This window comes from Synechococcus sp. MU1611 (genome assembly GCF_020514255.1).
Lineage (GTDB): Bacteria > Cyanobacteriota > Cyanobacteriia > PCC-6307 > Cyanobiaceae > Parasynechococcus.
The window spans coordinates 1-26,898 of sequence record NZ_VTLC01000001.1 but is presented as its reverse complement, the minus strand read 5'-3'; the positions used below and the strand labels follow the sequence as shown (position 1 = coordinate 26,898).

Annotated in this window: 26 protein-coding genes; 10 read left to right on the top strand and 16 right to left on the bottom strand. The window is 60.7% G+C overall.

What is annotated here, in order from left to right:
* Window positions 1–3: 3 nt before the first annotated feature.
* The 14 genes from FZZ92_RS00125 to rpsT all read right to left on the bottom strand — a co-directional run bounded on the left by FZZ92_RS00125 (window position 4) and on the right by rpsT (window position 17,095).
* Complete coding sequence (locus FZZ92_RS00125; protein ID WP_226398678.1) at window positions 4–1,203, bottom strand: aldo/keto reductase; 1,200 nt, start codon at window positions 1,201–1,203, stop codon at window positions 4–6.
* Window positions 1,203–1,553 carry a ferredoxin gene (locus FZZ92_RS00120; RefSeq protein WP_226398724.1) on the bottom strand — a complete coding sequence of 117 codons (351 nt, stop codon included), beginning with the start codon at window positions 1,551–1,553 and terminating at the stop codon, window positions 1,203–1,205. Before FZZ92_RS00120 ends, FZZ92_RS00125 begins: the two co-directional genes overlap by 1 nt.
* Before the next feature lie 3 nt (window positions 1,554–1,556).
* Window positions 1,557–1,949, bottom strand: a complete 393-nt coding sequence (locus FZZ92_RS00115) for a DUF1257 domain-containing protein (RefSeq protein ID WP_226422292.1) — start codon at window positions 1,947–1,949, stop codon at window positions 1,557–1,559.
* A complete protein-coding gene (locus FZZ92_RS00110) occupies window positions 1,949–2,152 on the bottom strand; it encodes a DUF2997 domain-containing protein (RefSeq protein WP_226422291.1) in 204 nt (67 codons plus the stop codon). Before FZZ92_RS00110 ends, FZZ92_RS00115 begins: the two co-directional genes overlap by 1 nt.
* Window positions 2,153–2,226: 74 nt before the next feature.
* Window positions 2,227–3,039 (bottom strand): HEAT repeat domain-containing protein, encoded by an 813-nt coding sequence (locus FZZ92_RS00105; protein ID WP_115022225.1) that lies wholly within the window; start codon window positions 3,037–3,039, stop codon window positions 2,227–2,229.
* A 30-nt stretch (window positions 3,040–3,069) separates the two neighbouring features.
* A complete protein-coding gene (locus FZZ92_RS13090; RefSeq protein ID WP_255453122.1) occupies window positions 3,070–3,195 on the bottom strand; it encodes a hypothetical protein in 126 nt (41 codons plus the stop codon).
* Window positions 3,196–3,225: 30 nt separating this feature from the next.
* Entirely contained in the window at window positions 3,226–4,980 is a 1,755-nt protein-coding gene (locus FZZ92_RS00100; RefSeq protein ID WP_226422290.1) for a sodium:solute symporter family protein, read from the bottom strand.
* 66 nt (window positions 4,981–5,046) lie between these two features.
* Window positions 5,047–6,105 (bottom strand): 23S rRNA (adenine(2503)-C(2))-methyltransferase RlmN, encoded by a 1,059-nt coding sequence (rlmN, locus tag FZZ92_RS00095; protein WP_226422289.1) that lies wholly within the window; start codon window positions 6,103–6,105, stop codon window positions 5,047–5,049.
* Complete coding sequence (locus FZZ92_RS00090) at window positions 6,102–6,254, bottom strand: high light inducible protein (RefSeq protein WP_115093315.1); 153 nt, start codon at window positions 6,252–6,254, stop codon at window positions 6,102–6,104. Before FZZ92_RS00090 ends, rlmN begins: the two co-directional genes overlap by 4 nt.
* Before the next feature lie 35 nt (window positions 6,255–6,289).
* Window positions 6,290–10,387: a DNA-directed RNA polymerase subunit beta' gene (locus FZZ92_RS00085; protein ID WP_226422288.1), complete on the bottom strand. Its 4,098-nt coding sequence runs from the start codon at window positions 10,385–10,387 to the stop codon at window positions 6,290–6,292.
* A gap of 46 nt (window positions 10,388–10,433) precedes the next feature.
* Entirely contained in the window at window positions 10,434–12,338 is a 1,905-nt protein-coding gene (locus FZZ92_RS00080) for a DNA-directed RNA polymerase subunit gamma (protein WP_115022232.1), read from the bottom strand.
* A gap of 48 nt (window positions 12,339–12,386) precedes the next feature.
* Window positions 12,387–15,680 carry a DNA-directed RNA polymerase subunit beta gene (gene rpoB, locus FZZ92_RS00075; RefSeq protein ID WP_226422287.1) on the bottom strand — a complete coding sequence of 1,098 codons (3,294 nt, stop codon included), beginning with the start codon at window positions 15,678–15,680 and terminating at the stop codon, window positions 12,387–12,389.
* Between the two features lie 281 nt (window positions 15,681–15,961).
* Window positions 15,962–16,750 carry a TatD family hydrolase gene (locus FZZ92_RS00070; RefSeq protein WP_226422286.1) on the bottom strand — a complete coding sequence of 263 codons (789 nt, stop codon included), beginning with the start codon at window positions 16,748–16,750 and terminating at the stop codon, window positions 15,962–15,964.
* A gap of 48 nt (window positions 16,751–16,798) precedes the next feature.
* A complete protein-coding gene (rpsT, locus tag FZZ92_RS00065) occupies window positions 16,799–17,095 on the bottom strand; it encodes a 30S ribosomal protein S20 (protein WP_226422285.1) in 297 nt (98 codons plus the stop codon).
* Between the two features lie 107 nt (window positions 17,096–17,202).
* On the opposite strand from rpsT, the gene hisD reads away from it, so the two are divergent.
* Complete coding sequence (hisD, locus tag FZZ92_RS00060; protein WP_226422664.1) at window positions 17,203–18,510, top strand: histidinol dehydrogenase; 1,308 nt, start codon at window positions 17,203–17,205, stop codon at window positions 18,508–18,510.
* On the opposite strand, the gene rpiA is transcribed toward hisD, so the two are convergent.
* Window positions 18,503–19,222 (bottom strand): ribose-5-phosphate isomerase RpiA, encoded by a 720-nt coding sequence (gene rpiA, locus FZZ92_RS00055; RefSeq protein WP_226398672.1) that lies wholly within the window; start codon window positions 19,220–19,222, stop codon window positions 18,503–18,505. The two genes, hisD and rpiA, sit on opposite strands and share 8 nt — an antisense overlap.
* Before the next feature lie 37 nt (window positions 19,223–19,259).
* Window positions 19,260–20,330, bottom strand: coding sequence for a trypsin-like peptidase domain-containing protein (locus FZZ92_RS00050; RefSeq protein ID WP_170952089.1), 1,071 nt, complete (start codon window positions 20,328–20,330; stop codon window positions 19,260–19,262).
* 179 nt (window positions 20,331–20,509) lie between these two features.
* Between FZZ92_RS00050 and grrP the strand changes: the two genes are divergently transcribed.
* The 9 genes from grrP to FZZ92_RS00005 all read left to right on the top strand — a co-directional run.
* On the top strand, window positions 20,510–21,370 hold the full coding sequence (grrP, locus tag FZZ92_RS00045; RefSeq protein WP_226422284.1) for an extracellular substrate binding-like orphan protein GrrP: 861 nt from the start codon (window positions 20,510–20,512) through the stop codon (window positions 21,368–21,370).
* Between the two features lie 40 nt (window positions 21,371–21,410).
* Window positions 21,411–21,812: a GrrA/OscA1 family cyclophane-containing rSAM-modified RiPP gene (gene grrA, locus FZZ92_RS00040; protein WP_186570486.1), complete on the top strand. Its 402-nt coding sequence runs from the start codon at window positions 21,411–21,413 to the stop codon at window positions 21,810–21,812.
* Complete coding sequence (gene grrM, locus FZZ92_RS00035) at window positions 21,809–23,008, top strand: cyclophane-forming radical SAM/SPASM peptide maturase GrrM/OscB (RefSeq protein ID WP_226409680.1); 1,200 nt, start codon at window positions 21,809–21,811, stop codon at window positions 23,006–23,008. The genes grrA and grrM overlap by 4 nt, the downstream gene beginning before the upstream one ends.
* A gap of 94 nt (window positions 23,009–23,102) precedes the next feature.
* Entirely contained in the window at window positions 23,103–23,480 is a 378-nt protein-coding gene (locus FZZ92_RS00030) for a hypothetical protein (RefSeq protein WP_370631213.1), read from the top strand.
* A 58-nt stretch (window positions 23,481–23,538) separates the two neighbouring features.
* On the top strand, window positions 23,539–23,796 hold the full coding sequence (locus FZZ92_RS00025) for a hypothetical protein (RefSeq protein WP_226398668.1): 258 nt from the start codon (window positions 23,539–23,541) through the stop codon (window positions 23,794–23,796).
* Between the two features lie 109 nt (window positions 23,797–23,905).
* The gene (rimP, locus tag FZZ92_RS00020; RefSeq protein ID WP_226398667.1) at window positions 23,906–24,373 is read left to right on the top strand and encodes a ribosome maturation factor RimP; all 468 of its coding nucleotides are present in this window, start codon (window positions 23,906–23,908) and stop codon (window positions 24,371–24,373) included.
* Window positions 24,374–24,425: 52 nt separating this feature from the next.
* The gene (gene nusA / locus FZZ92_RS00015; RefSeq protein WP_226422283.1) at window positions 24,426–25,877 is read left to right on the top strand and encodes a transcription termination factor NusA; all 1,452 of its coding nucleotides are present in this window, start codon (window positions 24,426–24,428) and stop codon (window positions 25,875–25,877) included.
* Window positions 25,874–26,152 carry a YlxR family protein gene (locus tag FZZ92_RS00010; RefSeq protein WP_115022254.1) on the top strand — a complete coding sequence of 93 codons (279 nt, stop codon included), beginning with the start codon at window positions 25,874–25,876 and terminating at the stop codon, window positions 26,150–26,152. Before nusA ends, FZZ92_RS00010 begins: the two co-directional genes overlap by 4 nt.
* 69 nt (window positions 26,153–26,221) lie before the next feature.
* The coding region (locus tag FZZ92_RS00005) for a translation initiation factor IF-2 N-terminal domain-containing protein (protein ID WP_226422282.1) at window positions 26,222–26,898 on the top strand (677 nt) is incomplete at its 3' end.

The following is a 26,898-nucleotide window of genomic DNA, read 5'->3' as shown; positions in this document are numbered from 1 at the left end:
CGTTCAGACGCTCGACAGTCGCATCTGGGATGCCCCTTTGAGCCTGTCCTTGAGGCTGAGCAGGATGTCGGGGATGCGCTCACGCCACGGACTCGCCTGCAGAACGGTTTGTAACTCCTGCGCACTGACCTCCCCATCAAAGGCATCGGCGTTGGCACCGGCGAACCAGTGCCCTCCCGAGCCCAGCAGCCGATAACGGGCCTTGGCATAACTCTCGAGATCCCAGGCTTCAAGCAGGTTGTACAGCCAAAGCAACACCGGCAAATTGATGTCCCCCGGCGTCGCATGCCAAGGCGGCAGCCCGACGAACCAGGTGGTCATCCAGTCACGACCCAGCGCGTCATCGGCCGCACGCCGCAGCCGCTGGTCCACCGGGGCAATCAAAGCCGTCGCATCCGGCAGCAATTGCAGCGCCTCCAGGTGAAGGTCAAGATCCTCTGGCCGTGAGGCTCCGACACTGATGGTGTGCACCCGCGGATCCTGCAAACAGAACAGATCGTTGAACACGATGGGATGCAGTGGTGCACACAGCTCCAATAGCCGTTGGGACGGCGTGTGCAGATGGCCGCCTTTGTCCGTGGGACTGATGATGAACACCCCCATGTCCTGACGGCGGGCAGCATCCAGGGCTGGACTGTTGTCCTGACGGATGTAATACCAGTGCAGGTTCACATAGTCGAAGGCACCTGAAGCGCAGGCATCAGCGATCAACGCCGTGGGTCCATGGGTTGAAAAGCCCACATAGCCGATCCGTCCATCCGCCTGCCAGCGGCGCACCACCTCCATGCATCCCCCAGGCTGAAGGGTCTGGTCGAGATGCTCCGGCAGGTTGATGCCATGGATGGCCAGCAGATCCAGGCGATCACAACCCAGCCGCTCAAAGCTGAGCTCCAGTTCCGCCTCGAACGCGGCGGGATCTGGCCGGGGAGGCACCTTGCTCTGAAGCAGACGTGAAGGGTCGGGCGTACGCGGCAGGGCCCAACCAAGCTGACGCTCGGAACTGCCGTAGTGCCGCGCCGTTTCAACGTGATGAAAGCCCAGATCCACCGCTCGCTTCAGGGTCGTTTCGACCTGGGTCTGGGAAGCGGGAGTGATTTCGTCTGGGGGAAGGTCGGTCCAGCTCTGCTGAAACCGCATTCCACCCAGAGACAACAGGGGAATCTCGAGCTCCGTGCGGCCGAATCGACGGGTGGGCAGCGCCATCAACCCTGAGGACGAGGTTGAAGATTCTGGCGAATCAGGTTCTGCTTCAGCGTTTCAAGCGACTCGAAGGGAACCCAGTGAATGCAATCAACGGGGCAGGTATCGATGGCCTCCTGGATGCATTCAGTGGAGTCACCGTCCTGTCGGATCGCTCTGGAGCGTCCTAGATGCGGCTCAACAACAAAAGTGTTGGAAGCCACGTGGGCGCAATAGCGACAGCCAATGCAGACGGCCTCGTCAACCCAGACAGCCTGGTCTCGCATATCTCCGCCGAGCAAGGGCTCGCGCCCTGTTGGTTGCTCCTGCGGCCGAGCGGGGGCTGAGAAGGCGTAAGAAGAAGGATCAGCCAGGTTTCAAGCTTCCCAGCGGGTCACCACGAGTTCAATCGAACCATCCTGTGCCTGGGTCTGTTCTGCGACCTGAAAACCTTCTTTTGAGGTGGCTGCCAAAACAGAGTTCAAGGCGTAGCGCTGGGTGAGCTTGGAAAGGAAGCGTTCCACAGGAATCTGTTGCTTCCAAAGATCTAGATCGGTCACCAGCTCGTAGGACTCAGATGCGCTGTTCCAGCGGAAGCCGATGTCGCCTCCCTCTTGCACTGCGATGGCCAGATCGGCCGTGACGGTCTGACCGCGATAGCCACGCACGGGACGTTCCCCCTGATCAGGGGCATAGCCCATATCTTCCAGGGCTTTGACCAGAGGCTCGAGCTGACGCAGTTCGGTCTTTACGGTGCTGAAATGCGACATCAGTTCGTATGAGCGGGAAGAATCTGGGACTGGACCTCAGGCTGCAGAAACGCTTCGGATGTGGACTCCTGACGTTCAACCGTTCCAAGTGCAGCTTCAACTTCTTCAGTGAGCTGCTGGCACGCCTCACCAGCAACCCCCTCGACCCGCTCTTCCACACGACCATCGGGCCGAATGGTGAAACGAATGGTCTCCTGGGGCATCGAAGCGGCGTGATTTGCGCAGCAATCTAGTGGGGGTCACCGCTGATTGTTGCCTTCCTCGTTACATAGCCCTGTTACAGGATGAATCCATCGTTGATCAACGTCTGCAGACGTTCCAGCACCAGCGGATCCTCCAGTTGTTCGAGAGCGGTTCTGGCCTCATCACGCACGGAAATCTCACCGTCGTGGAGCAGGGCACTGACCAGAGCTTCAACGATCTCGGCTTGCCGCGGTTGCACCAGCTGATCGATCAAACGGCCCAAGGCCCAAATGCAGTTGCTGCGCACCACCGCTTCGCTGTCGATGCGCAGGCTTACAAGCAGTTGCCCCGCAGCGGGGTCTGCCTTCACCGGTGAACGGCTGCCGGCCTCAGCTAACGAGCCTGGACACCACAGGCGAACAGCAGCGACATCCGTCTGCAAGGCACGGATGAGCGGATTGAGCACCGGCGCATCCGGGAAATTGCCCAGACTCCAAGCCGCGGCCTTACGGACGTAGGCATTGGCATCCATCTGCAGCAGCTGCAGCAGCGGTTCAACGGCCGGAGGCGATGGATTACGACCCAAGGCGTAGACCGCACTCATCCGCTCCACTGGACAGGAGTTCTGCAGCAGAGGCAGCAGCAAGGCGATCGCCCTGGGGTCGCGGTATTCGCAAAACACTTGCAAACCCTGCAAACGTTCTCCGTGTTTGCCCCGCAACCAGATCAGAGCCTGGTCACAGGCCCTGGCAATCTCCAGGGAGGAATCCTGATCGGTGTTGTCGAGCTGGATCGCATCAAGCGGATCCACGTCCTCTTCGGCCGCCAGCTCGCGCGCCAGAAGTTCAGGATCCACGGAAAGGTTGGAGAGCCCCTGGTCCTTCTGTTGGCTGCGATCGTCAGTCATGGATCGATGCTACGGGAGGCATTCCAGGGCTCAACCCATCGGAGCTGGAGCCAGCATGTCACCGGGGAGCCAGATCCGCGCACTCACGGCCACCAACGCCAGAACGAACAGAAGAACAATCAGAGCCGGCAGAAGGGTGGAACGAAAAAACGACACCGGAACACTGCAACCAAGGCGCCATTCTGCTCAAGACGGCACGGCATCGACACGCCGCCGCAGTTGCCAGATCGAGAGGATCAGAACCGACAGACCAATCCAGCCAGTCCACTGCTGGTGCAACAGAAACCCACCCGTCCCGAGCAAGCCGCCGAACAGCACACCGCAAGCGAGAACGAAGCGACGCAACATCGCAAGTAGGGACTCCATGGGCATGACGCCAAAGCGCTGGCGAAGACGTGCCCAACCAGGCCCCGGAGGGCGAACCGTCCGCACAAACTGCTCCAAGACAGCATCCGATTCCGGAGGCGTGGTCAGCATCACAGCCAACCAGACCACCGCTGAGAGGCCGGTGATCACCGCAATGCGAACCCCGTAATCCTCAATCCGAACCAACGGAACCACAGACGTGAACACACCCACAAAAAAGCCGCAAAGCATGGCCGACAGCTCAGCCGCTGCGTTGACCCGCCACCAGAACCAGCGCAGCACCAGGACCACACCCGGGCCTGAACCGATGGCGATCACCAGGCGGAACACCGCACCGATGCTGTCGCTGATCAGGGCTGTAATCACGCCCAGAACAAGCAGCAGAACAGTGGTGAGTTGCCCGATCAGCAACAGCTCCCGCGGAGTGGCGGAAGGACGAACAAACCGCTGATACAGATCGTGGGTGAGGTAGCTGGCACCCCAATTCACCGATGTGCTCACGGTGCTCATGAACGCCGCCACCAGCGAGATCACCACCAGGCCGAGCACCACGGGAGGCAACAGTTGCACCGCAAGGGCTGGATAGCCCAGCTCCAGATCAGCGCCGGCCGGCAACAGCACCAGAGCCGCCAGAGCAACGACGATCCAGAGCCAGCTGCGCACGAGGTAATTCACCACAAGGAACACCCACCCCGCCAACCGTGCCTGCTGCTCATCACGGGTGGCCAGCATCCGCTGGATGAACTCACCCCCCCCATCGCTGCGGCGGAAACTCCACCACTGCACAGCGATATAGGCCGTAAACATCGGGATGCTGATGCCACTGCCCTGCAACCAACTGAAGCCAGACTCATCCCAGGTCCAAGGCACCAGAGACAGCAGCTCAGGCCTCTGCAAGGCCTGCAGTTGCTCCAGAAGAGCCGTCATTCCGCCTGCTGCATGCAGGGCAGCCACGGCCACGGCCAGGGCACCCGCCAACGCCAGCACAAGCTGGACCAGATCGGTGACCACAACAGCCCAAAGGCCACCGGCAACGGTGTAGCTCATCACGAGCAGGGCCACGACCATCAACAACCAGACCGTGTCTGTGAGCCCCAGGGCAGCAGGTTGACCGGACACCAGGCCCAGGGCCTCCACCACCTTGCGAAGCGCGAGGAAGGCATAACCGATGCCGATGCAGTTGACCGGCACGGCCAGTAGGAAGGCCTTGATGCCTCGCAGCCATGCCGCCGCCGGACCACCGTAACGCAACTCGGTGAAAGCGGCATCGGTCAGCACGCCACTACGCCGCCAGAGGGGCGCAAACACAACAGCCATCGCCACATGGGCCAAACCAAAACTCCACCACTCCCAGTTCCCCGCCAAGCCGCGTGCGCCCACGAGGCCAGCGACGTACAGCGGCGTGTCGATGGAGAAGGTGGTGGCGGCCATCGATGCACCAGCGAGCCAACCGTTGAGACGACGGCCGGCCACGAAATAATCCTCTTCGCCGCTGTTGCGGCGCGAGAGCCACAACCCCAACATCAGGGTGAGGGCGAGGTAGGCACCGAGAAGCAGCCAGTCGATTGCTGTCATTCGAAGACCCTGTTCAGCAGCAGTCTGCTGATGAACACGCCATCAGCCCACCGTTCGTCCCAACGTTCAGCTCTCTGCGGAGCTCGAGGTCATCTGCTGACGCCGTAGCTGGCCGCAGGCCGCATTCTGGTCAAGCCCGCGGCTTGCCCTAAGGCTGACGGCGACACCACGTCGTTCAAGAACACGACGAAACGCCTCGATTCGCTGCGGCGTCGGCCGCTTGAACTCCTCCTCCTCAATCGGGTTGTAGGCGATGAGGTTCACATGGCTCTGGAAGCCACCAACGCGATCCGCTAGCTCTGCAGCGTGGTGGGGCTGGTCGTTGAGTTCACCGAGAAGGATGTATTCGAAACTCACCCGGCGACCGGTCACATCCAGATAGTGACGGCAATCATCAAGAAGAGCTTCATAGGGATAGGCATGGGCCGTGGGGATGAGCTCCTCGCGCAGCCTCTGGTTGGGCGCATGGAGACTCACAGCAAGGGTGAATTGGGCTCGCCCCAACCTCTGCATGGCCAGTTCCGCAAGTTGCGGCAAGGTCTTCGGAACACCAACCGTGCTGACGGTGATGCGCCGTTGGCCGATGCCGAGATCATCATTAAGGCAGCGAATCGACTCCAGAACAGCCTCACTGTTCAGAAGAGGCTCACCCATACCCATAAAAACGATGTGGGAAGGACGTCGTTCCATCGCCTCACGCACACTCAGCACCTGATCCACGATTTCGTGGGTCCGGAGCGAACGCTGCAGCCCCCCTTTTCCAGTGGCACAGAAGCGGCAGGCCATGGGACAACCCACCTGGCTGGAGACACAGACCGTGAGCCGCTGGTCGGTGGGAATGCCCACGGCTTCGATGGTCTCGCCGTCTTCTGTGGAAAGCAGCAGCTTGGTGGTGGCATCGGTTGCCACTGAACGATGCACTTCCTTCAGGCGACCGACATCAATGCCGTCCTCGAGCAGCGCGGCACGCCAGGTCTTGGGAAAGACCGTGATGTCTGCCAAGGAACGGGCACCCTTGGCATAAATCCAATCGTGGAGCTGACGGCCGCGGAAAGGTTTCTGCCCCTGAGCAACCGCCCAGTCCTGCAGCTCGGCCGCACTGCGACCCAGCAGAGCCTGGCTCACCAGATCAGCAAACCATGGCCCAGCTTGATCTCCACCGCCATCAGGGCGATGAAGCCAAGCATGGCCAAGCGTCCGTTCAGCCGCTCGGTATGGGTGTGGAACCCATACCGGGGCAGGCGTCTCGTGGGGATCTCAGTGGGCTCAAGCATGGAAGGGTCTGCGACGGTGAACAATTGAGCGGAGCTCATTCGTCAGAGAGCAGGCCTTCCTCCTGAAGACCTTCAACGGCTTCAGCATCAACCACCTGCTCTTCCTTCAGCTCATTGTCGGCGTCCGGACGGGTGAACGCGGCGAAATTGCTCGCCGAGGGGTCGATGTTGTGGCGGGTGCGGGTGGCCTCAAGGTCGGCATCGCTGGGGTCATCCAGAACAGCAGTGGCACTCGCCGCAGGAGGCATATCAACGGTGTAGTCGGGACGCAGGTTCTGCATGCGGCGGTAACCAGCGGGGTCCTCCGACAGGATATCGGGGTGGGGACCAGCCTCTTTCTGCAGCTCCTCTTCGAAACCACTGAAGCCTGTACCGGCAGGGATCAAGCGACCGATGATCACGTTCTCCTTGAGACCGCGCAGCCAGTCGCTCTTGCCTTCGATGGCGGCTTCCGTCAGGACCCGTGTCGTCTCCTGGAAGGAGGCGGCGGAGATGAAGCTGTCGGTGTTGAGCGACGCCTTGGTGATACCCAGCAGAACCGGCGTGAATTCGGCGGGAGCACCGCCCGTGATCGCCATTGCCTGGTTGGTGTCCTCCACCTGACGCAGTTCGATCAATTCACCCGGCAACAGGGTGGTGTCACCGGCATCCTCCACCCGCACCTTGCTGGTCATCTGACGCACAATCACTTCGATGTGCTTGTCGTCGATCGACACGCCCTGAGACTTGTAAACGTTCTGAACCTCAGTCACCAACCGGTGCTGCAGATTAGCGATCGCCTCCTGTGCGGCCTCCATCAGAGGCTTACGGCTGCGCAGATCCTCGAAGTAGCACTCGAGAAGCTCGTGCGGGTTGATCGGGCCATCCGTCAGCAGTTCAGCAGCTGTGACCTGCTGACCATCGCTCACCATGATGTTGCGGCCAAGCAGGATCGGATATTCAGCGATGGCATCATCGGATTCGATCACATTGACGACGAGGGAATCGTCGTCTTCACCCTGCTTGATCTCAACGGTTCCGGGTTTCTTGCAGAGAATCGCGGATTCGCGGGGGCGACGGGCCTCCAGCAATTCTTCGATTCGGGGCAGACCCTGAACGATGTCACCCGTCTTCTGCCGCTCAAACACCAGCAGGGCCAGACCATCACCCCGTTGCACCAGGTCGCCATCGCGCACGTGCAGGAGGGAGTCCGGCGACACCATGTAGGGGCGTCCCAGACGCAGGGTGACGCTGTTACCGGAAACAGCCTCGATCTCACCACAGCAGCTGGCAGTTTCCCCATCAGCGAGAGGGTCGCCGTCGACAATCCGCTGACCGACGCTCACCACCGGCTTGCCGGAGGTGCTGAGGGTGGTGGTGTCTTCGGGGCGCTCGACGATCATCCGACGCACCGGGTCGGCTTCCGTCGCTTCTGGCAACTGCGCCAGGCCAGCCTGTTTGCAAAGGATTTGAGTGGTGGCAACAACATCGCCAGCCTTGACGGAGATACCGTCCTCAACCTGCAGCTCGGTGTGGGTCGAACCGTGGCTGGAGTCAGACATGGTGTCGCGACGCACAAGGATCGACTCCAAGATCACGAGTCGCAGACGGGAAATGGTCTTGGCACGCTTGTCGGGAGCCTTCTCCACATCCACCGTCATCTGAGGGGTGGTATCGAAGGTCTCCAGAAGCAGCTGCGTCTTCAGCAGCTCCACACCCTCGACTGACTTGACCAGTTCGTTGTCCTTGAAGGCCAGACGCTGGGTGGCCTTGATTCCGAGGTGAGGGCCATTGGCCTGCTTCACATGAGACAGCTCAGGCAGCTGGGCCTCATTGGGGATGGTGTATTCCTCAACCGGACGCAGCAGCAGGCCTTTTCCTTCAGGGGTCTCGACCGTCTGCACATACTTCATGGCATCAACGGACAGCCCTTTGGCGACGTCCTCGCCTGGGTTGACCATCTGGCCATCGCCCTCGAAACGCTCCAACGCCTTGGCATCTGTGCAGAGGTGGAACTCACCACTGCGGACGATGATTTCGCGCAGGATGTCGTTCTTCTGGGTAACAGTGACGATGCCGGCGGTCTGACTGAAGATGTCTTTGACAACCTCGGTGCCGGCCTCGATCCACTGACCATCGGTGATCATCAACAGGGAAATGTCCTTGTTGATCTCGTGGGTTTCCTGGGGGATCCACAGCAGGGTGCCGCCCTTGTTGACTTCGTAGCCGTTCTTGGCGGAACGGGCCTTTTTGATCGCCAGACCGGGTGCGAACTTCACCAGGCCACCGGTGCCGGTACGGAAGCGATCATCCGCCAGTTCGGCAATGACCTCACCGGAACCGATCTTGCTGCCGGGGATGGTGTTGAGGCGATATCGGGTGCCATCCTTGGCCTCGAGATTCCAGATCTCACCGGAGTGGGTGGACTCCTCAAGCAGCTTGAAGTCCTTGAGGGTCATCGCCGTGGTGACGATCTGCACCTCGCGGGAATCACCGATGGAATCGCGCAGGCGCACTTCACCGCCATACTCACTGCGCTGGCTTGCCTCAGCCAGAACCTGACCCTCGGTGACTTGGGTCTCACCACCAACGACGGGCTGTGCGTTGGGCGGCAAGTTATAAACATCGCCCGAAAGCACCCACATCCGGCCGAGGCGCTGAGCCTTCAGGGTGATATTGCCCTGGCGGTCGGTGACTTCGCGGGGCTGAATCGCCTCCTCGTAGCGGACCTGGCCGGCCAGATCGCAGATCACATCCTTGGTGGCCTTCTCAACACTCTTCTTGACCGCACCAGCAGCGATCTGAGCCACCGTCACGTCGGCATCAATCTCGGCACCGTTATCGACGAACAGCAGGGAGCCGTTGGTGATCTCGATCTTCTGCGCCTTTCCTTTCCCGGAAGGCTTGATCGTGAGATTGAAGTCAACCTCAGCCTGTTGAGCGTTCACACCATGGGGCGTGCGGTACGGGCGCACCCGCGCCTTGCTGCCGAACTCAACGGTGCCCGCAGCTTTGGAGCGAACCACACCGGTTTCAGCCGTGGACACACCACCGGTGTGGAAGGTCCGCATGGTGAGCTGGGTTCCAGGCTCACCGATCGACTGGGCAGCGATGATGCCGACGGCTTCACCCAGATCCACCAGTTCGTTGTGGGCCAGTGCCCAGCCGTAACACTTGCGGCAGACAGAACGGTTGGCTTCGCAGGTGAGCGGCGAGCGCACACTCACCGCGTTCACCCCAGCTGCCTCAAAGGCTTTGGACAGAAGCGGATCGATTTCGGTGTCGCGCTCAGCAAGCACCTCGCCATCCGCATTCACCACCTGGGCGGCGGTCAGGCGACCCACAAGCCGGCTGCGGAACTTGCCATTCTCGGCCTCCACCACGATGTGGCGGGTGGTTCCGCAGTCGTCCTCACGGACGATCACATCCTGGGCAACGTCAACCAATCGACGGGTGAGGTAGCCGGAGTCAGCGGTACGCAGCGCTGTATCCACCAGACCCTTACGGGCGCCGTAAGAGGAGATGACGTATTCGGTAACCGTCAGACCCTCACGGAAGTTGGTGCGGATCGGAAGGTCAATAATTTCGCCCTGCGGGTTGGCCATCAGACCGCGCATGCCCACCAGCTGACGCACCTGGGACATGTTTCCCCGCGCGCCGGAGTTGGCCATCATCCACACCGAGTTGAGCGGTGCGTTCTCGTCAAAGTTCTTTTTGACGGCATCGACCAGACGCTCGTTGGTCTCGGTCCAGGTGTCGATCACCTTGGTGTGACGCTCGACCTCGGTGATTTCACCCAAGCGGTAACGCTCTTCGGTGGCCGTGATCTGTTCCTCGGCCTGGCCCAGCAGATCCTTTTTCGCCTCGGGCACCTTCAGGTCGTCGACGGAGATCGAGACGGCAGCTTGAGTGGCGTACTTAAAGCCGAGATCCTTGAGGTTGTCGGCCATGGACGAGGTCACCGCCGTGCCGTGGTTCTTGTAGGACCAGGCAACGAGCTGTTTAAGGGCCCGCTTGTCGATGACCTGGTTGCGGAACGGGGGCGGGGTCTTCGAGAGCGGACGGGATGCGCTCACAGGAGCCTCCTTGGCGGCCTTGGAGGCTTTGGAGGCTTTGCTGGATTTGGACTTGCGGGATTTCGAGGAAGAGGTCATGGCTGCGCGCAGATCAGGAAAGGGAGGAAAGGGCGTCTGTTTTGATTCAGCCGGCGGCCACCGCGTCGATGATCGTGTGATTCATCACCACGCGGCCCACGGTGGTGAGGATGTAGCGACTAATCAGGGCACCGTCTTCATCGAAACGGTCGCGGCGGAAGCTCCACTGTTCAATGCGGGTGCCGTCACTGAGTGATTCGCTCTTGATGGGTGCATCCAGCTCGTCATCGTCTTGGACCTCGCCGTTGAAGCGAACCCAAACCCAATCGTGAAGACCGACGCGAGTGTCCTCGAAGGCGTGGATGACATCCTCCAGGCCCGCAAAGGTGCAGCTGCGGTCTCCGAACTCTGGCTTGGTCGCATCGGGCTGAAGCGCCGTCAGGTAGTAAGAGCCCAACACCATGTCCTGAGACGGAGTGATGATCGGCTCGCCTGTTGCAGGCGAAAGGATGTTGTTGCTGGCCAGCATCAGCATGCGGGCTTCGGTCTGAGCCTCGATGGCCAGGGGGACGTGAACAGCCATCTGGTCGCCGTCAAAGTCAGCGTTAAAGGCTGGGCAGACCAGGGGATGGAGCTGGATGGCACGTCCATCCACCAACTTGGGTTCGAAGGCCTGAATACCGAGACGGTGCAGGGTTGGAGCCCGGTTCAACAGGATCGGGTGACCATCGATCACCTCCTGCAACACCTGCATCACTTCATCATCGGCACGCTGAATCAGCTTTTTGGCCGCCTTGATGTTGTTGACGATGTTCTGGCGGATCAGGCGGTGGATGACGAACGGCTGGAACAGCTCAATCGCCATCTCCTTTGGGAGACCGCACTGGTGCATCTTGAGCTTGGGACCCACCACGATCACGGAACGACCGGAGTAGTCGACCCGCTTACCCAACAGGTTCTGACGGAAGCGGCCCTGCTTACCTTCGATGATGTCGCTCAATGACTTGAGCGGCCGGTTGTTGGCACCCACAACGGTGCGCCCGCGACGGCCGTTGTCGATAAGAGCATCGACGGCCTCCTGCAACATCCGCTTTTCGTTGCGGACGATGATTTCGGGAGCCAGTATTTCCTGCAACCGAGCCAGGCGGTTGTTGCGGTTAATTACCCGCCGGTAGAGATCGTTGAGATCACTGGTGGCAAAGCGTCCACCATCGAGCTGCACCATCGGGCGCAGGTCAGGCGGAATCACTGGAATCACATCCAGCACCATCCACTCAGGACGGGCACTGGTAGCGATGAAGTTGTCGATCACGCGCAGACGCTTGATCAACTTGGCGCGCTTCTGGCCCTTGCTGCCATTGATCTCCTCACGCAGCTGCTCAGCAACCTCATCGAGGGTGAGATCTTCGAGTAGTTGCTTGAGAGCCTCGGCACCGATGCCCACCACCGGCTCGTTCTCGATCTCGGAGTCTTCGGCGTAGATCTCGTCTTCAATTTCCAGCCACTCGTCTTCGGTCAGCAGCTGCTTGTACTTCAGATCCTTGTGATCGCCGGGATCCAGCACCACATAGCAGTTGAAGTAGACGATCTGCTCAACATCCCGCAGGGGCATGTCCAGCAGGATGGCCACGTAGCTGGGAATCCCCTTCAGATACCAGACGTGGGAGACAGGAGCCGCCAGCTTGATAAAGCCCATGCGGTGACGACGCACGCGGCTCTCAGTGACCTCCACACCGCAGCGCTCACAAACGATGCCCCGGTGACGCACCCGCTTGTACTTACCGCAGTGGCACTCCCAGTCTTTGGAAGGGCCAAAGATCTTTTCGCAGAACAGCCCGTCCATCTCAGGCTTGAGGGTGCGGTAGTTGATGGTCTCCGGCTTGGTGACCTCACCGACAACCTGGCCGTTGGGCAGGGTGCGCTGTCCCCACTCCATCACCCGGTCGGGTGAGGCGAGGGTGATCTTGACGTAATCGAAGTGGTTCTCGGTGCGGAGATTGCTGTTGGTCATTGACGGTTATGGAAGAAGGAGCGGGGAATCGGTTCGTTCGTTGATCCGTCAGTCCTCGTCGTAATCCGCGACGCCGAGGGATTCGTAGGTGGGCCTGCTGGGGGTGCTACGACGCGGGTTCACGTCCTGCATCAGATCCACTTCCTTGCCTTCATCGGTATAGACGGCGATGTCCAGACCAAGAGACTGAAGCTCACGCATCAGCACCTTGAAGGATTCCGGCGTACCTGGACGGGGGATCGGCTTGCCCTTGACGATTGCGTTGAGGGCCTCGTTGCGGCCCTGCATGTCATCGGACTTGACCGTGAGCAGTTCCTGCAGGGTGTAAGCGGCGCCATAGGCCTCAAGTGCCCAAACTTCCATCTCACCAAGACGCTGACCGCCTTGCTGTGCCTTACCACCCAGAGGCTGCTGGGTGACCAGGGAGTAGGGGCCAGTGGAACGAGCGTGGATCTTGTCGTCCACCAGGTGGACCAGCTTGAGGAAGTGGGAATAGCCCACGGCCACGGGCTGGTCGAAGGGCAGTCCAGTGCGCCCATCACGCAGCTGGAGCTTGCCAGGATCTGCAGGGTCGTACACCCAACCCTTGCCGGGCTGCTTGGCGGCTTCCTTGAGGAAGGTCTCCACAGTCTGCTGAGACTTTTCAGCCCCATACATCTCATCGAAGGGAACGATGCGTACGCGGCAGTCCAAGTTGGACGCAGCCCAACCCATCAGCAGCTCAAACACCTGACCGACATTCATCCGGCTCGGCACACCCAGGGGGTTGAGCACGATGTCGACAGGGGTGCCGTCGGGGAGATAAGGCATGTCCTCCCGGGGAAGGATGCGGCTGATGATGCCCTTATTGCCATGGCGGCCGGCCATCTTGTCGCCGACCTGGATCTTGCGGCGCTGAGCCACATAAACCCTGACCACCATGTTGGCGCCAGGCGGCAGCTCATCACCCTGTTCACGGGTGTAGATGCGCACATCCACAACGCGGCCGCGCTCGGTGCCAGGCACGCGCAGGGAGTTATCGCGAACATCGCGAGCCTTTTCACCGAAGATCGCGCGGAGCAGCTTCTCCTCCGGCGGCTGATCGGATTCGCCCTTGGGCGTCACCTTGCCCACCAGGATGTCGCCGCTTTCGACGAAAGCACCCACGCGAATGATGCCCATCTCGTCGAGGTTGCCGAGGCTTTCCTCAGCGACGTTGGGAATCTCTCGGGTGATCTCCTCGGGACCGAGCTTGGTCTGCCGCGCTTCGATCTCGTACTTCTCGATATGCACCGAGGTGTAGAGGTCGTCGGTAACCAGACGTTCGCTGACCAGCAGCGCGTCCTCATAGTTGTAGCCCTCCCAAGGCATGTAAGCGATCAGAACGTTCTGTCCGAGGGCGATCTCACCACCTTCACAGGCCGAGCCATCCGCCATCACCTGGCCGACGATCACGGGATCGCCACATCGGACGATCGGACGCTGGTTCAGACAGGTGTCCTGGTTGGAGCGCTGGTACTTCTGCAAGAAGTGGGTGTGCTCATTACCGTCCTCGTCCTGAACAACGATGGCGTTGGCATCAACATAAGTGACGGTGCCATTCACCCGGGAGATCGGCACCATGCCGGAGTCGCGGGCCACCTGGGTCTCGAGACCGGTGCCCACCAGAGCACGCTCGGGGCGCAGCAGCGGCACAGCCTGACGCTGCATGTTGGAGCCCATCAGGGCCCGGTTGGCGTCATCGTGCTCCAGGAAGGGGATCAGGGACGTTGCCACGGAGATCACCTGAACCGGCGATAGGGCGACGTAGTCGACCTGCTCGGGGGGGACCTTCTCAAAATCCTGGCGATAACGCACAGGAATCAGATCCGCCGTGATCCGACCGTCGCCCTCGGTGGCCACGTCACCTGGGGCAACGCGCACTTCGTCTTCACGGTCCGCGGACAAATAGATCGGGTCACCTTCCTTGATGACGACACCGTTCTCCACCTTCCAGAACGGGGTTTCGATGAAGCCGTATTCGTTGACCCTGGCATGGGTCGCCAGGGAGTTGATCAGACCGGCATTGGGACCTTCCGGCGTCTCAATCGGACAGAGGCGGCCGTAGTGGGAGGGGTGAATATCGCGGACGGCAAAGCCAGCACGCTCACGGGTGAGACCTCCAGGTCCCAGGGCCGAGATACGGCGCTTGTGGGTCAGCTCAGCCAGGGGGTTGGTCTGATCCATGAACTGGCTCAGCTGGCTGGAGCCAAAGAACTCCTTGATCGCCGCCACCAGAGGCTTGGGATTCACCAACTGCGCTGGAGTCAGCGCATCGGTTTCACCGACGGTCATCCGTTCCTTGATGATCCGCTCCAGGCGGTTGAGACCTACCCGAACCTGGTTTTGCAGCAGTTCACCGACGGAACGCACCCGGCGGTTGCCGAGATGATCAATGTCATCGAGGGTGGCTCCGCCAACATCCAGCTCCAGGTTGATCAAGTAATCAAGGGTGGAAAGCACGTCCTCATGGGTGAGGGTGCGCACCGTGTCGGGGATGGTGAGGCGCAGCTTTTTGTTGATCTTGTAGCGACCAACCCTCCCGAGGTCGTAACGCTTTGGATCAAAGAAACGGGTCTGCAGCAGCTGCTGACCGCCGCTCACCGAGGGGGGTTCACCCGGACGAAGTTTCTTGTAAAGCTCGAGCAGTGCCTGGTCTTCCGAACTGATGCCCTCGTCATTAGCGGCATCGATCGACTTTTTATAGAACTCGGGATGACGCAGCTTGTCGAGCACGTCGTTGTCGGACAGCCCCATGGCACGCATGAGCACGTGCGCATTGATCTTGCGGGTCTTGTCCACACGGACGTGCAGCAAGTCGTTCTTGTCGGTCTCAAACTTCAGCCAGGCACCCCGGTTAGGGATGACGCTGGCGTTGTATGTGCGCCGACCGTTCTTGTCCATTTCATCCTTGAAATAGACACCGGGGCTCCGCACGATCTGATTCACGATCACGCGCTCAGCACCGTTGATGATGAACGTGCCTCGCTCGGTCATCAGCGGCAATTCGCCGATAAAGACCTCCTGCTCTTTGATCTCACCGGTCTCCTTATTGACCAGACGGCAGGTGACATACATCTGCGAAGCAAAGGTCGCATCGCGACGCTTCGCCTCTTCAACATCGTGGCGGGGGCGCTTTAGGCGGTACTCGCTACCAATGAAGTGCAGCTCCAGCTTGCCGGTGTAATCCGTGATCGGAGAGAAGCTTTCCAGCTCCTCAATCAGACCTTGATCCAAAAACCACTTAAAGCTGGCCCGCTGCACCTCCACCAGATCAGGGAGGTAGGTGGCGGTCTTGGCGACCTGAATCGCGCTGCTGCTCATGCGGGGACCGGCAGAGAGGACGAAGGGACTGGGCAGGACTGGGTTGGCGGCAAAAGCTCACCCGACAGGACGATTCGCCACAACAGCGGCACCGACGGTTTCCAGGAAGGAACCGACAGAGCCGCTGCTGCTGTTCAGAAATCGCGGGTCAGATCAGCTGACGACGACAAGTGCACCGGAAGGAAATGGACGCTTCAGGCACCACGCACAAGAACGAATCCCACGCATGGCCAGGCCAATACAACATCTTACATATGGAGTCGACACTCTTGGAAGAGCAGTTAAGGGAGTCCAAACAAACGTCGGGCGTTGGCGGTGCTGCTGCAAGCCACGCTCTCGAGATCCACACCCCGCAGCTCAGCCACACGCGTCGCGACAGAGGCCACAAAGGCCGGCTCATTTCGCTTGCCGCGACGAGGCACGGGAGCCAAGAAGGGGCAATCGGTTTCCACCAAAAACCGATCTTCAGGCACCTGACGGGCGCAGTCGTGGGTGGGCTCAGCTTTGGGGAAGGTCACGGTGCCACTGAAGCTGATATACATCCCGAGCTCCAGGAACTGCTGCATTTCATCGGGAGTGCCGCCCCAGCAATGCATGACCCCCACGGGACAACGACCCTCCGCCTGACGGGCCCGAAGTTCAACCAGCATCGGCTCTGCGGCATCACGGCAGTGAATGATCACTGGCAGGTTCAGCTCCACCGCCAGATCAAGCTGCGGACGCAGCACAGCAAGCTGATCCTCAAGGTTCTTCTCGCGGAAGAGATCAAGCCCGAGCTCACCGATCGCGACCACCCGGTCATCCTCCAGGGCAGCCCGACGCAGCACCGCCACCGTGTCATCAGCCCAATGTTGAGTGTCCAAAGGATGGACGCCGACGGAATACCGCATTTCGGGAAACCGATCAGCCAATGCCCGGATCGCGGGGATTTCGGAGGGCTCGACGCAGGCATGCAACAAGGCGCCGACCCCGGCCTCGCGCCAGCGTGTGGCCACCTCATCGAGGTCCTCGTCAAAATTGCGAAAGACGATGTGACAGTGACTGTCGATCAGCGTCGGGAGGGGAGACACAGCTGGGCCGAAACGCGCTTTCGGCCCATTCTGCCGGTTGAAACCGAATCAGCTGGCGGGCTCGAGCACCTTGCGCACCGCCGCACTGAGACGGGACTTCTGGTTGGCGCCATTGTTGCGGTGGAGGACACCGACCTTCACCGCCTTGTCGATCTTGCTGAAGGCGGCTCGCATCGAGCTCTGCACCGTGGTCTTGGATTCGTCGCCAGGCGTTGCGCTGTAAGCGTCACAGGCGGTGAAGCAACGCTTCATCAACGTGCGCAGGGACGACTTGTAGGTGCGATTGCGCAGACGGTTGCGCTCAGCAATCTCAATCCGCTTCTTGGCTGACTTGTTATTGGCCACTGAGGCTTCAACGTTGCGAACAATCCAGCAGCCTACTCCGTGACAGGACCGCTTCCCAGTGTTGTCGAGTCCTAACTTGACTACATATTCCACTCTTACCTTTGTCTGTGAGCCAACCGGCCGTCGCTCCCCTGCGCATCGTGCGGGATCCGGAACAGGCCCAGACAGAACTACAGCGCTTATCAAGCCGCACGGCTCAGACCCAGCAAAGCGAGGCCAGACAGCGGGTCGACGCGATTCTTGCAGCGGTGTGCGACCGCGGTGATGCGGCAATCGCAGACTTCACAGAACGATTCGATGGCTTTCGGCCTTTGCCGATGGCGGTTCCCCAGGAAGCGCTCGAACAGGCCTGGACCACGCTGCCGACCAACCTGCGTGATGCTCTGGAGCTGGCCCATCGCCGCATCACTGATTTCCACCAACGCCAACGTCCCGCCGACCTAGCGGTAACAGGCCCCCATGGCGAGCAGCTCGGCCGGCGCTGGAGACCGGTGCAGCGGGCGGGTCTTTACGTGCCCGGCGGACGCGCGGCCTACCCCAGCACGGTGCTGATGAATGCAGTACCAGCCCGTGTCGCTGGGGTGAAAGAGCTGGTGATCTGTTCCCCCGCCGGCCGGGATGGCAAGGTCAACCCTGTGGTGCTGGCAGCGGCGCACCTCGCCGGCGTGAAGACGGTGTTCCGCCTCGGGGGCGCCCAAGCCATTGCCGCCATGGCCTACGGCAGTGAAAGCGTGCCCAAAGTGGATGTGATCAGCGGCCCAGGCAACCTGTACGTCACTCTTGCGAAACAAGCGGTTTACGGCCAGGTCGCCATCGATTCCCTGGCAGGTCCAAGCGAGGTGCTGGTGATTGCCGACCACTCCGCACAGCCGGATCAGGTGGCTGCGGATCTGCTGGCGCAGGCTGAGCACGATCCTCTGGCGGCGGCGGTGCTGATCACCACCGACCATGCTCTGGCCGACGTGATCAACGCCGCGGTCGCCGAGCAGCTCACCAACCACCCCCGTCGCGAGATATGCGAAGCCGCACTGCGGGACTGGGGGCTGGTGGTGGTGTGCGACGACCTCGAGAGCTGTGCCCGCCTGAGCGACAGCTTCGCTCCGGAACATCTAGAGCTCCTGGTCGAACGTCCCGAACCTCTGGCAGATCGAATCCAGAACGCTGGAGCCATTTTCCTGGGCCCCTGGTCTCCGGAAGCCGTTGGGGATTACCTAGCAGGTCCGAACCACACCCTGCCCACCTGTGGAGCCGCGCGTTTCAGTGGAGCGCTGAGCGTTGAAACCTTCATGCGCCACACCTCACTGATCGGATTCAACCGGGCTGCTCTGGAAGCAACAGGTTCAGCTGTGCAGGAGCTGGCCACCAGTGAAGGCCTGCACAGCCACGCCGAATCGGTGCGACGGCGCCTCAGCTGAGGCGCTTCTCCAGGCTGCGGACCCCCGCCACGCCATCAGCGATCTCGCCCACCAACACCTCATCGGTGATGTTGACGAACAATCCGTTTTCCAGCACTCCTGGGATGTTGTTGATGGTCTGCTCCAGGGCCACCGGATCGGTGATGCCTCCATTGAGCTTGGCGTCCAACACCAAATTGCCCTGATCCGTGACCACGGGGCCGGCCTTGCGCTGGGCCATCCGCAGTTCAGCAGTACCCCCCAGGGCTTCCAGCTGCTGCTTCACCTGGCGCCAGGCGCCCGGAAGAACTTCGACAGGCAGCAGAAAACTGAGGTTGAGACGATCCACAAGTTTCGTGGAATCCACCACCACCACAAAACGATCGGCCCGTGCAGCTACGAGTTTTTCCTGTACATGGCAAGCACCACCGCCCTTGATCAACTGGAAGCCAGGATCGACTTCATCAGCACCGTCTATGGCCAGATCAATACGGTTGACGGCATTGAGGCTGAGCAGAGGGATGTTCAGCTCTGCGGCCAGCACCTCCCCCTGAAAAGATGTAGTTACACCCACGATGTCTTTGAGTTCGCCGCTGGCGAGCTTGGCGCCCAGGCCTTGAATCATTAGTGCGGCAGTCGACCCAGATCCCAGACCCAGCACCATGCCGTCTTTGATCTGTTCAACAGCGGCATCGGCCACTGCCTGCTTCATCTGGGTCTGAAGATCAGCCATCAGGTCTCGTCCTTTGGGCGCGACCGTAGCAAGGGTTTCAAGCCATTCCAGGCAGGGGCTCAGGTTTGACCGAGAGGGTCAACTCGCGACCCGCCCGCAGCACCTTCAAGGGCAGTGGAGCATTGATGGCAGCAGCATCCACCACTTCCAGAAGCACCTGAGGATCGGGGATGTCGCGATCATCAGCAGTGATCAAAAGATCACCGCGGCGCAGGCCCGCTTTTTCGGCCGGGCCATCGGGAAGCACGGCTTGAACTAGAGCACCGCTGCGTTCCGGCAGCTGCACAAGGGCATTGGGATCCTTGTTGTGCTCGCGCGCGATCCGGGGCGTGAGAGCGACCAATTGAAGGCCGATATAGGGATGCACCACCTCACCCTGCTGCTGCAGCTGATCGGCCACCCTGCGGGCCAGGTTGATCGGGATGGCAAAACCAAGGCCAGCCCCAGGGCCAGAACGCACCAAGGTATTAATCCCAATCACTTGGCCATCACCGTTCACCAAGGGACCGCCGGAATTACCGGGGTTGATGGCGGCGTCGGTCTGAATCAGTTCAAGCCGTTTGTCAGCAAAACCAAGACTGTTGATGTTGCGATGCAGGCTGCTGACAATTCCTAGGGTCACCGTGCGTTCCAGTCCAAATGGAGTGCCGAGGGCGATCGCCCAATCGCCCACTTGCATGGCTTCGGAGTCACCCAGGGGAGCCCGCGGCGGCAATTGATCACCCTCAAGACGCACCAGGGCCAGATCCGTCACGGCATCGGTGCCCACCACCCGGCCATCGCGTTGATCCCCGTTGGCCAGTGTGACGCTGACGGACTCCACCCGATCCACCACATGAGCGTTGGTGAGCACAAGCCCCTGGGGATCAATCACCACACCGGAGCCTTGACCACGTTCCCGCCCCGGACCCGCAGGCGGGTCCCCCAGCAGATCCCGCAGCAACGGATCGAGAAGCGTGGGATCAAACGGCTGCCGTTCAATGGTGCGCTCGGTATCGATCCGAACTACAGCCGGGGCCACCCGCTGAACGGCATCGGCTACAAAGCTGTGCTCTAGAGCCTGCACGGACGCTCCATCACCGACAAAGCAGGCCACTGCCACCAGCACTACCAACAGTTGACGCAGGGCGTACCGCAACACCAGGACCGACGAATTGACTTCTTTTTATCGGATCCAGCAGGGGAAGCGGGCGTTGGTCCCGATCGATCGCAATCTCACAACGCCCATTCCAATCGGGGGACAAGCCTAAAAAATCCAGCTAGGAATCAAGCAAACGCAGTTTTCGCATGCGTGCATTTCTGGCTCCAGCGGCAGCGCTGCTTGCCCTGGCTGGCCCAGTTGCCCTGACTCCACAAGCCTCCGCGGAAAGCACAACGCTTAAGGCGGTGATTTTTGAGGAAGTCAAGCCGCTGTATCAAAAAACCGGCACCGGCTACGAAGGCCTCGGGGTTGATGTTCTCGAACAGATCCGGATTCAGGCCAACCGCCGCAACGTGACTTACCGAGTCGCGTCTTCCGTCAATGACGGCATTGGTGCCGTCATCACCGGCAAGGCCGACATCGCCTGTGGTGTGGCCTTCACCTGGGGCCGCTCCACTCAGGTCAATTACAGCCTTCCCTTCGGCGTCGGTGGTACACGGCTGCTGATGGCCAGAGATACCACCATCGATGGAACCCCTGACTCGTTGGCAGGAGAAACCATCGGCGTGGTCAAGGACACCGCCTCCGCCAAGGTCCTGAAGAGCGTGGTGCCCGGCGCCACACTGAAAAACTTCGACACCCCCAAGGAAGCGTTGGATGCCTTTTACACGGGTGACGTTCCGATCCTCGGTGGGGGAACCCTCTGGTTGGCCGCCAACAGCCGAATCGACAAAACGGCTCTACTGCCCTTCCGCCCCTACGGCCGCTCGGGCATCAGCTGCATCATCAAGCAGGACAACGGCAAGCTGCTCTCGTCCACCAACATCGCGTTGGGACAGATGATGCAGGCCTACATGGATGGTGATGCCGGAACGCGCCGCATGATCAACCGTTGGATTGGTCCCGGCAGCGATGTGGGCCTGAGCCAAGAGTCAATCCGCTCCTTGTACGGCTTGATCCTCAGCGTCACAGCAGAAATCAACACCCCAGCGACACCGGGAATCTGACTGCTCCTCGATTGCTTTCCTTCTTTATCCATTAACAGCCATGAAGCGTTCTCTTATTGCCTTTCAAGCACTGCTGGCCTCCAGTGCCGTGCTGTGCCAAACCGCCCAAGCCAGCTCCAGCTACAGCGCGCCTGAGCAACTCAACGGTCAGGCCAAAGCCAACAGCATCGAAGCCCGAATCGAAGCGGTTCGGAACACCGACTGGGGCAGCCTGCTCAAGGATCCCGAAATCGAAGGTGAGCTTGTTGCCAAGAGCAAATGGAAAAACGGCAAGGGCAAAAAGTTCGGCAACAGCCGTGGAAAAGGCAAGTGGGGCAATGGAAAGAGCGGCAACAAGTGGGGCAATAGCCGCAACACCTGGGGCAACGGTGGATACGGAGGTGGCTGGCGCAACGGTGGCGGTGGCTGGAAGAACGGTGGCGGCGGATTCGTGAACTGGTGATTGTTTCTTCCCCAAACGTCTCTTCCAATGTCAGGCCCGACCTCAACCGGTTCGGGCCCATCGGCCTCGTGGTTGTGCAGTCGACATCGCTGTGCAACCTCGATTGTTCTTACTGCTATCTGCCCGATCGGCAGAAGAAGCGGGTTTTCGACCTCGATCTACTGCCTCTGTTGATCCAGCGGATTCTGGAAAGCCCCTATGCCGGGCCGGAGTTCGGACTTGTATGGCATGCCGGGGAACCGCTCACCCTGCCCACCAGTTGGTACGACGAGGCAACGGCGATCCTGCATCGCAGCCTCGAGCAGTTCAACGCCCAGGGGCTGGACTTCACCCAGCACGTTCAGACCAACGCAACGTTGATCAACGATGCGTGGTGCGACTGCTTCCGGCGCAACCGCATCGTGGTGGGGATCAGTGTGGATGGCCCAGAGGACATCCACGACGCCCACCGGCGCTTCCGCAATGGACGTGGCTCCCACGCCATGGCGATGAAAGGGATTGAAGCCCTGCACCGCAACGATGTGCCCTTCCACTGCATCTCGGTGGTCACCGCTGATGCCATGGAGCAACCGGAGCGGATGTATCGCTTCTTCCGGGACAACGGCATCACCGATGTGGGCTTCAACGTTGAGGAACAGGAGGGCATTCACACCAGCTCCTCGATGCAAGGCTCAGTCATGGAGGAGAAGTATCGCGACTTCCTCCGAGCTTTCTGGCGCCTTAGCGAGCAAGACGGTCATCCCGTCGTGCTGCGGGAATTCGAGCAGGTGATCAGCCTGATTCAAGGCAACGAACGGATGACCCAGAACGAACTCAATCGCCCGTTCTCGATTCTCAGCGTTGATTCGGATGGGAATTTCTCCACGTTCGACCCCGAGCTGCTGTCAGTGGCCAGCGACCGCTACGGCACCTTCAACCTCGGCAACCTGCGTGATCTGTCGTTGGTGGAGTCCACCAAAACCGATCAGTTCCGTCGCCTCCTGGCTGACATGAGCAGCGGTGTCGACACCTGCCACAAGGGCTGCGAGTACTTCGGGCTCTGTGGTGGGGGCACCGGCAGCAACAAGTTCTGGGAGCACGGCAGCCTGGCGGCCAGCGAAACCAATGCCTGTCGCTTCGGCACCCAGATTCCTGTTCAGGTTTTGCTTGAGCGGTTCGAAGAGGGTCCTCCCCTGACTCCCATCACACCCAATTGATCTGGTTCTCCATGCGGTCCATCGCTGTCCTGCCTGTCCTAGGCCTGCTGCTCATTCCGATGCAGGCCAGTGCCGCCGCACCTTTCTGACTCCGGTGGGCGGCGGCGAGCCCATTGTGAAAAAAAAGGTGGAGCGTCCCAAAGGGCTGATCGGTAAAGCCGTCGGCCGCACCAACTGGAACACCGATTTCGTGGTGGATCAGCCCTACCGCAGTTTCAAGCTGTTTTTCACCGCCGATTCCAGCGACCCCAGCAGTTATCCCATTCAGGCCTTCCTCAAATTCAGCGATGGAAGCAACAGCAAGGTGGCCGATGAACAACTGCAGCCCCCAGTGGGCACCGGCCGCATGTTTGGGCCCTTCCAGCAGGTCTCAGGCAAGAGCATCAGCCAGGTGAATTTCCGGATCGGGGCCAACACCGACCCGCAAGCCACTCGATTCAGCTACCCCATTTCCGTACAGGGCTGCCACTGATCGCACTGCGGCTCTTCAACCTTCTGCCTAGCTTCGGGCCAATTTGTGATCTTCAGCCTTGAGCAAATCCGCTGATTCACAACGATGTCAGCTCTGCCAGGTCTTCATCGAATCCTCCCCAGGACGAGCGGACATTGTGCAGTTCAGCAATGGCCCCCAGGGCAGCCGCAGCAAACTTTGGAGTCGCGTCTGTCAGTACGTGACTGATCCGGACCGTCAGCGCATCTGCATCAATCAGGATTCCGAAGGTCGCGGCACCGAACAGGCTGGTGACGCTTTCCCCGATGCACCGCCCATCGATCTGGGCAACACCTGACGGATGGCGGGCAGTCCCCTACATTGAAGGTGTGTCCGACGGGCATCTCCCTGCGGAGATCGGTCACAACTGAAATGCACGTCGGACCGACGTCCGCCCTCAGTTCGCGTTGCCTCATCCTCTGCTTCCGGATCTCGAAACGCTGGCCACCGACCTGGCCGCCCGCAAAGGCTTTGACCTTTGCGGCATCCAGCTGCTCACTCATATGAGCCCGATGACCCTGGAAGTGCAGATCCGCCACAGCAGTGGAGCGGATGTGAGCCTCGACGACTGCGCGGGTTTCAGCGGAGTGCTTGGGGATGCCCTTGAGGCCTCCACCCTGCTCACTGACGCGTATGTTCTGGAGATCAGCAGTCCCGGAATCGGCGAGCAGCTGTCCAGCGATCGCGATTTTCAGACCTTCCGCGGCTTTCCCATCGAGGTCCATCACCGCGACAAGGGCGAGACCGAGCAACGCCTTGAAGGCCTCTTGCTTGAACGCGACGCCGACACGCTGCAGATCAACATTCGCGGGCGAGTTAAACGGATTCCCCGCGATTGCGTGATCGGTGTCCGCCTCACCAGTCCAGGCAGCTGAACCCAGCGTTCACCCCCCTCCAACCGCTCAACCCTTCCCTTAAACCAACGCGATGGCTCTCGTTCTTCTTCCAGGTCTCACCAATCTGATCGACGACATCAGTGAAGAGAAGAAGCTGCCACCTCAGGTTGTGGAAGCAGCCCTGCGGGAGGCCCTACTGAAGGGCTACGAGCGCTACCGGCGCACCCTTTACCTTGGGATCAGCGAAGACCCCTTTGATGAGGAGTACTTCAGCAACTTCGACGTCGGCCTTGACCTGGAAGAGGAGGGATACCGGGTTCTCGCCAGCAAAATCATTGTTGATGAGGTGGAAAGCGAAGACCACCAGATCGCCATTGCCGAGGTGATGCAGGTGGCTGATGATGCCCAGGTGGGCGACACGGTGGTGCTGGATGTCACCCCGGAGAAGGAGGATTTCGGCCGGATGGCCGCCGCCACCACCAAACAGGTGCTGGCCCAGAAACTGCGGGATCAACAGCGCCGCATGATCCAGGAGGAGTTCGCCGATCTGGAGGATCCGGTGCTGACCGCACGGGTGATCCGCTTCGAGCGCCAGTCAGTGATCATGGCGGTCAGCTCAGGCCTGGGGCGTCCGGAAGTCGAGGCGGAACTCCCCCGTCGCGATCAGCTGCCCAACGACAACTACCGCGCCAACGCCACCTTCAAGGTGTTCCTCAAAGAGGTCAGCGAAGTTCCCCGGCGGGGACCACAGCTTTTCGTCAGCCGCTCCAATGCCGGTTTGGTGGTCTACCTATTTGAGAACGAAGTTCCCGAAATTCAGGAGGGATCCGTACGGATCGTGGCCGTGGCCCGCGAGGCCAATCCACCCTCCCGTTCGGTGGGACCCCGCACCAAGGTGGCCGTCGACAGTATCGAGCGTGAAGTCGATCCCGTCGGTGCCTGCATCGGAGCACGCGGCTCCCGCATTCAGCAGGTGGTGAACGAACTGCGTGGCGAAAAAATCGACGTCATCCGCTGGTCTCAGGATCCAGGTCAGTACATCGCCAATTCCCTCAGCCCAGCCAGGGTGGACATGGTGCGCCTCGTTGATCCGATGGGGCAGCATGCCCACGTGCTGGTTCCCCCCGATCAGTTGAGCCTGGCCATCGGCCGTGAAGGCCAGAACGTGCGCCTGGCCGCCCGACTCACCGGCTGGAAGATCGACATCAAGAACTCCACGGAGTACGACCAGGAAGCTGAGGATGCCGTGGTGGCTGAGTTGATCTCCCAGCGCGAGGAAGAGGAGGCCCTCCAGCAACAAGCTGAGGAACGCCTGGCCGCCGAACAGGCTGCTCGGGCAGAAGAAGATGCACGCCTGCGGGAGCTGTACCCGCTGCCCGAGGACGAGGAGGAGTACGGCGAAGAGCAGGCCGAGCAGGAATTCACGGAAGAGGAGCCCGCTGCGGTTGAAGCCGACGCTGAAATCGACGCTGAGCCAGAAGCTGATGCCACGGAGGCTGAGGCTGAGGTGGACGCCGATGCCGACCAGGAGCAGGTCCGGTGAGTGAGCGCCCCGTCCTGCGTCGCTGCGTGGCCTGCCGCCAGCTCTTGGATCGCCGCCAACTCTGGAGGGTGATCCGCGACCATCAGGACGGAGTTCTCCTCGATGCAGGGATGGGCCGATCGGCCTATCTCTGTCCCGAGGAAAACTGCCTTGAGGAGGCAACCCGTCGCAAACGCCTACAGAAAGCCCTGCGTTGTCAGGTGCCCGAAACAGTGCTTGCGGTGTTGAAACAGCGGCTTATCCAGACCCCTGGTGAATCCGCTGAGGCAGACTGAACATTGGCCCCACTGTGTGAGTGGCCACCGCGGCATTCCATGCCCGGACCGATCGGAGACCCGAACTGAATGACCAGCAGCGGCAAAGTCAGAATTTACGAGCTGTCCAAGGACCTCGGCCTTGAGAACAAGGACGTGTTGGACGCGGCTGAAAAGCTGTCGATCGCTGCGAAGAGCCACAGCAGCTCGATCAGCGACGCTGAAGCCGGCAAGATTCGTTCACTCCTCGTCAAGGGCGGGAACGGTGCGAAGCCCGCTGCTGCTGCGCCTGCCAAGCCCGCACCAGGGAAAGCGATCCTGTCGGTGAAAAAGGCAGCCCCTGCCGCACCAAGCAAGCCCACACCGGCCGTGAGCAAGCCTGTGGCAGCCAAGCCTCAGGTGGCTCCCACGCCGCAAGCACCCCCGAAACCACCGGCAGCCACAACGCCGAAACCGATCATCAGCAAGCCCACGCCGGCCCCCGCAAAAGCGTCGGCGCCCCCGGCACGGCCTTCTGCCCCTCAAAAACCGCCGGCAGCTCCTTCGCGACCCACGGCTTCAAAGCCCGTGCCTCGGCCTGCAGCCTCACCCGCGCCGCGAGCAGCCTCAAAACCCCAGCCCGTCAGCAAACCGCCAGCGACCAAACCGGAACTGGTGAGCAAACCGCCAGCGGCCAAACCGGAACTGGTGAGCAAGCCCAAGGCTGCTGCCAAACCAACAGCACCCCCCCCGGCTCGGCCAACGCCCCGTCCCGCTGGGGCTGGAAG

Coding starts and splice junctions, on each gene's coding strand:
- FZZ92_RS00125 (WP_226398678.1), bottom strand. CDS start 1,203: ATGGCGCTGCCCACCCGTCGATTCGGCCGCACGGAGCTCGAGATTCCC.
- FZZ92_RS00115 (WP_226422292.1), bottom strand. CDS start 1,949: ATGTCGCATTTCAGCACCGTAAAGACCGAACTGCGTCAGCTCGAGCCT.
- FZZ92_RS00110 (WP_226422291.1), bottom strand. CDS start 2,152: ATGCCCCAGGAGACCATTCGTTTCACCATTCGGCCCGATGGTCGTGTG.
- FZZ92_RS00105 (WP_115022225.1), bottom strand. CDS start 3,039: ATGACTGACGATCGCAGCCAACAGAAGGACCAGGGGCTCTCCAACCTT.
- FZZ92_RS00100 (WP_226422290.1), bottom strand. CDS start 4,980: ATGACAGCAATCGACTGGCTGCTTCTCGGTGCCTACCTCGCCCTCACC.
- FZZ92_RS00090 (WP_115093315.1), bottom strand. CDS start 6,254: ATGCTTGAGCCCACTGAGATCCCCACGAGACGCCTGCCCCGGTATGGG.
- FZZ92_RS00085 (WP_226422288.1), bottom strand. CDS start 10,387: ATGACCTCTTCCTCGAAATCCCGCAAGTCCAAATCCAGCAAAGCCTCC.
- FZZ92_RS00080 (WP_115022232.1), bottom strand. CDS start 12,338: ATGACCAACAGCAATCTCCGCACCGAGAACCACTTCGATTACGTCAAG.
- rpoB (WP_226422287.1), bottom strand. CDS start 15,680: ATGAGCAGCAGCGCGATTCAGGTCGCCAAGACCGCCACCTACCTCCCT.
- rpiA (WP_226398672.1), bottom strand. CDS start 19,222: ATGGCTGATCTTCAGACCCAGATGAAGCAGGCAGTGGCCGATGCCGCT.
- grrP (WP_226422284.1), top strand. CDS start 20,510: ATGCGTGCATTTCTGGCTCCAGCGGCAGCGCTGCTTGCCCTGGCTGGC.
- grrA (WP_186570486.1), top strand. CDS start 21,411: ATGAAGCGTTCTCTTATTGCCTTTCAAGCACTGCTGGCCTCCAGTGCC.
- nusA (WP_226422283.1), top strand. CDS start 24,426: ATGGCTCTCGTTCTTCTTCCAGGTCTCACCAATCTGATCGACGACATC.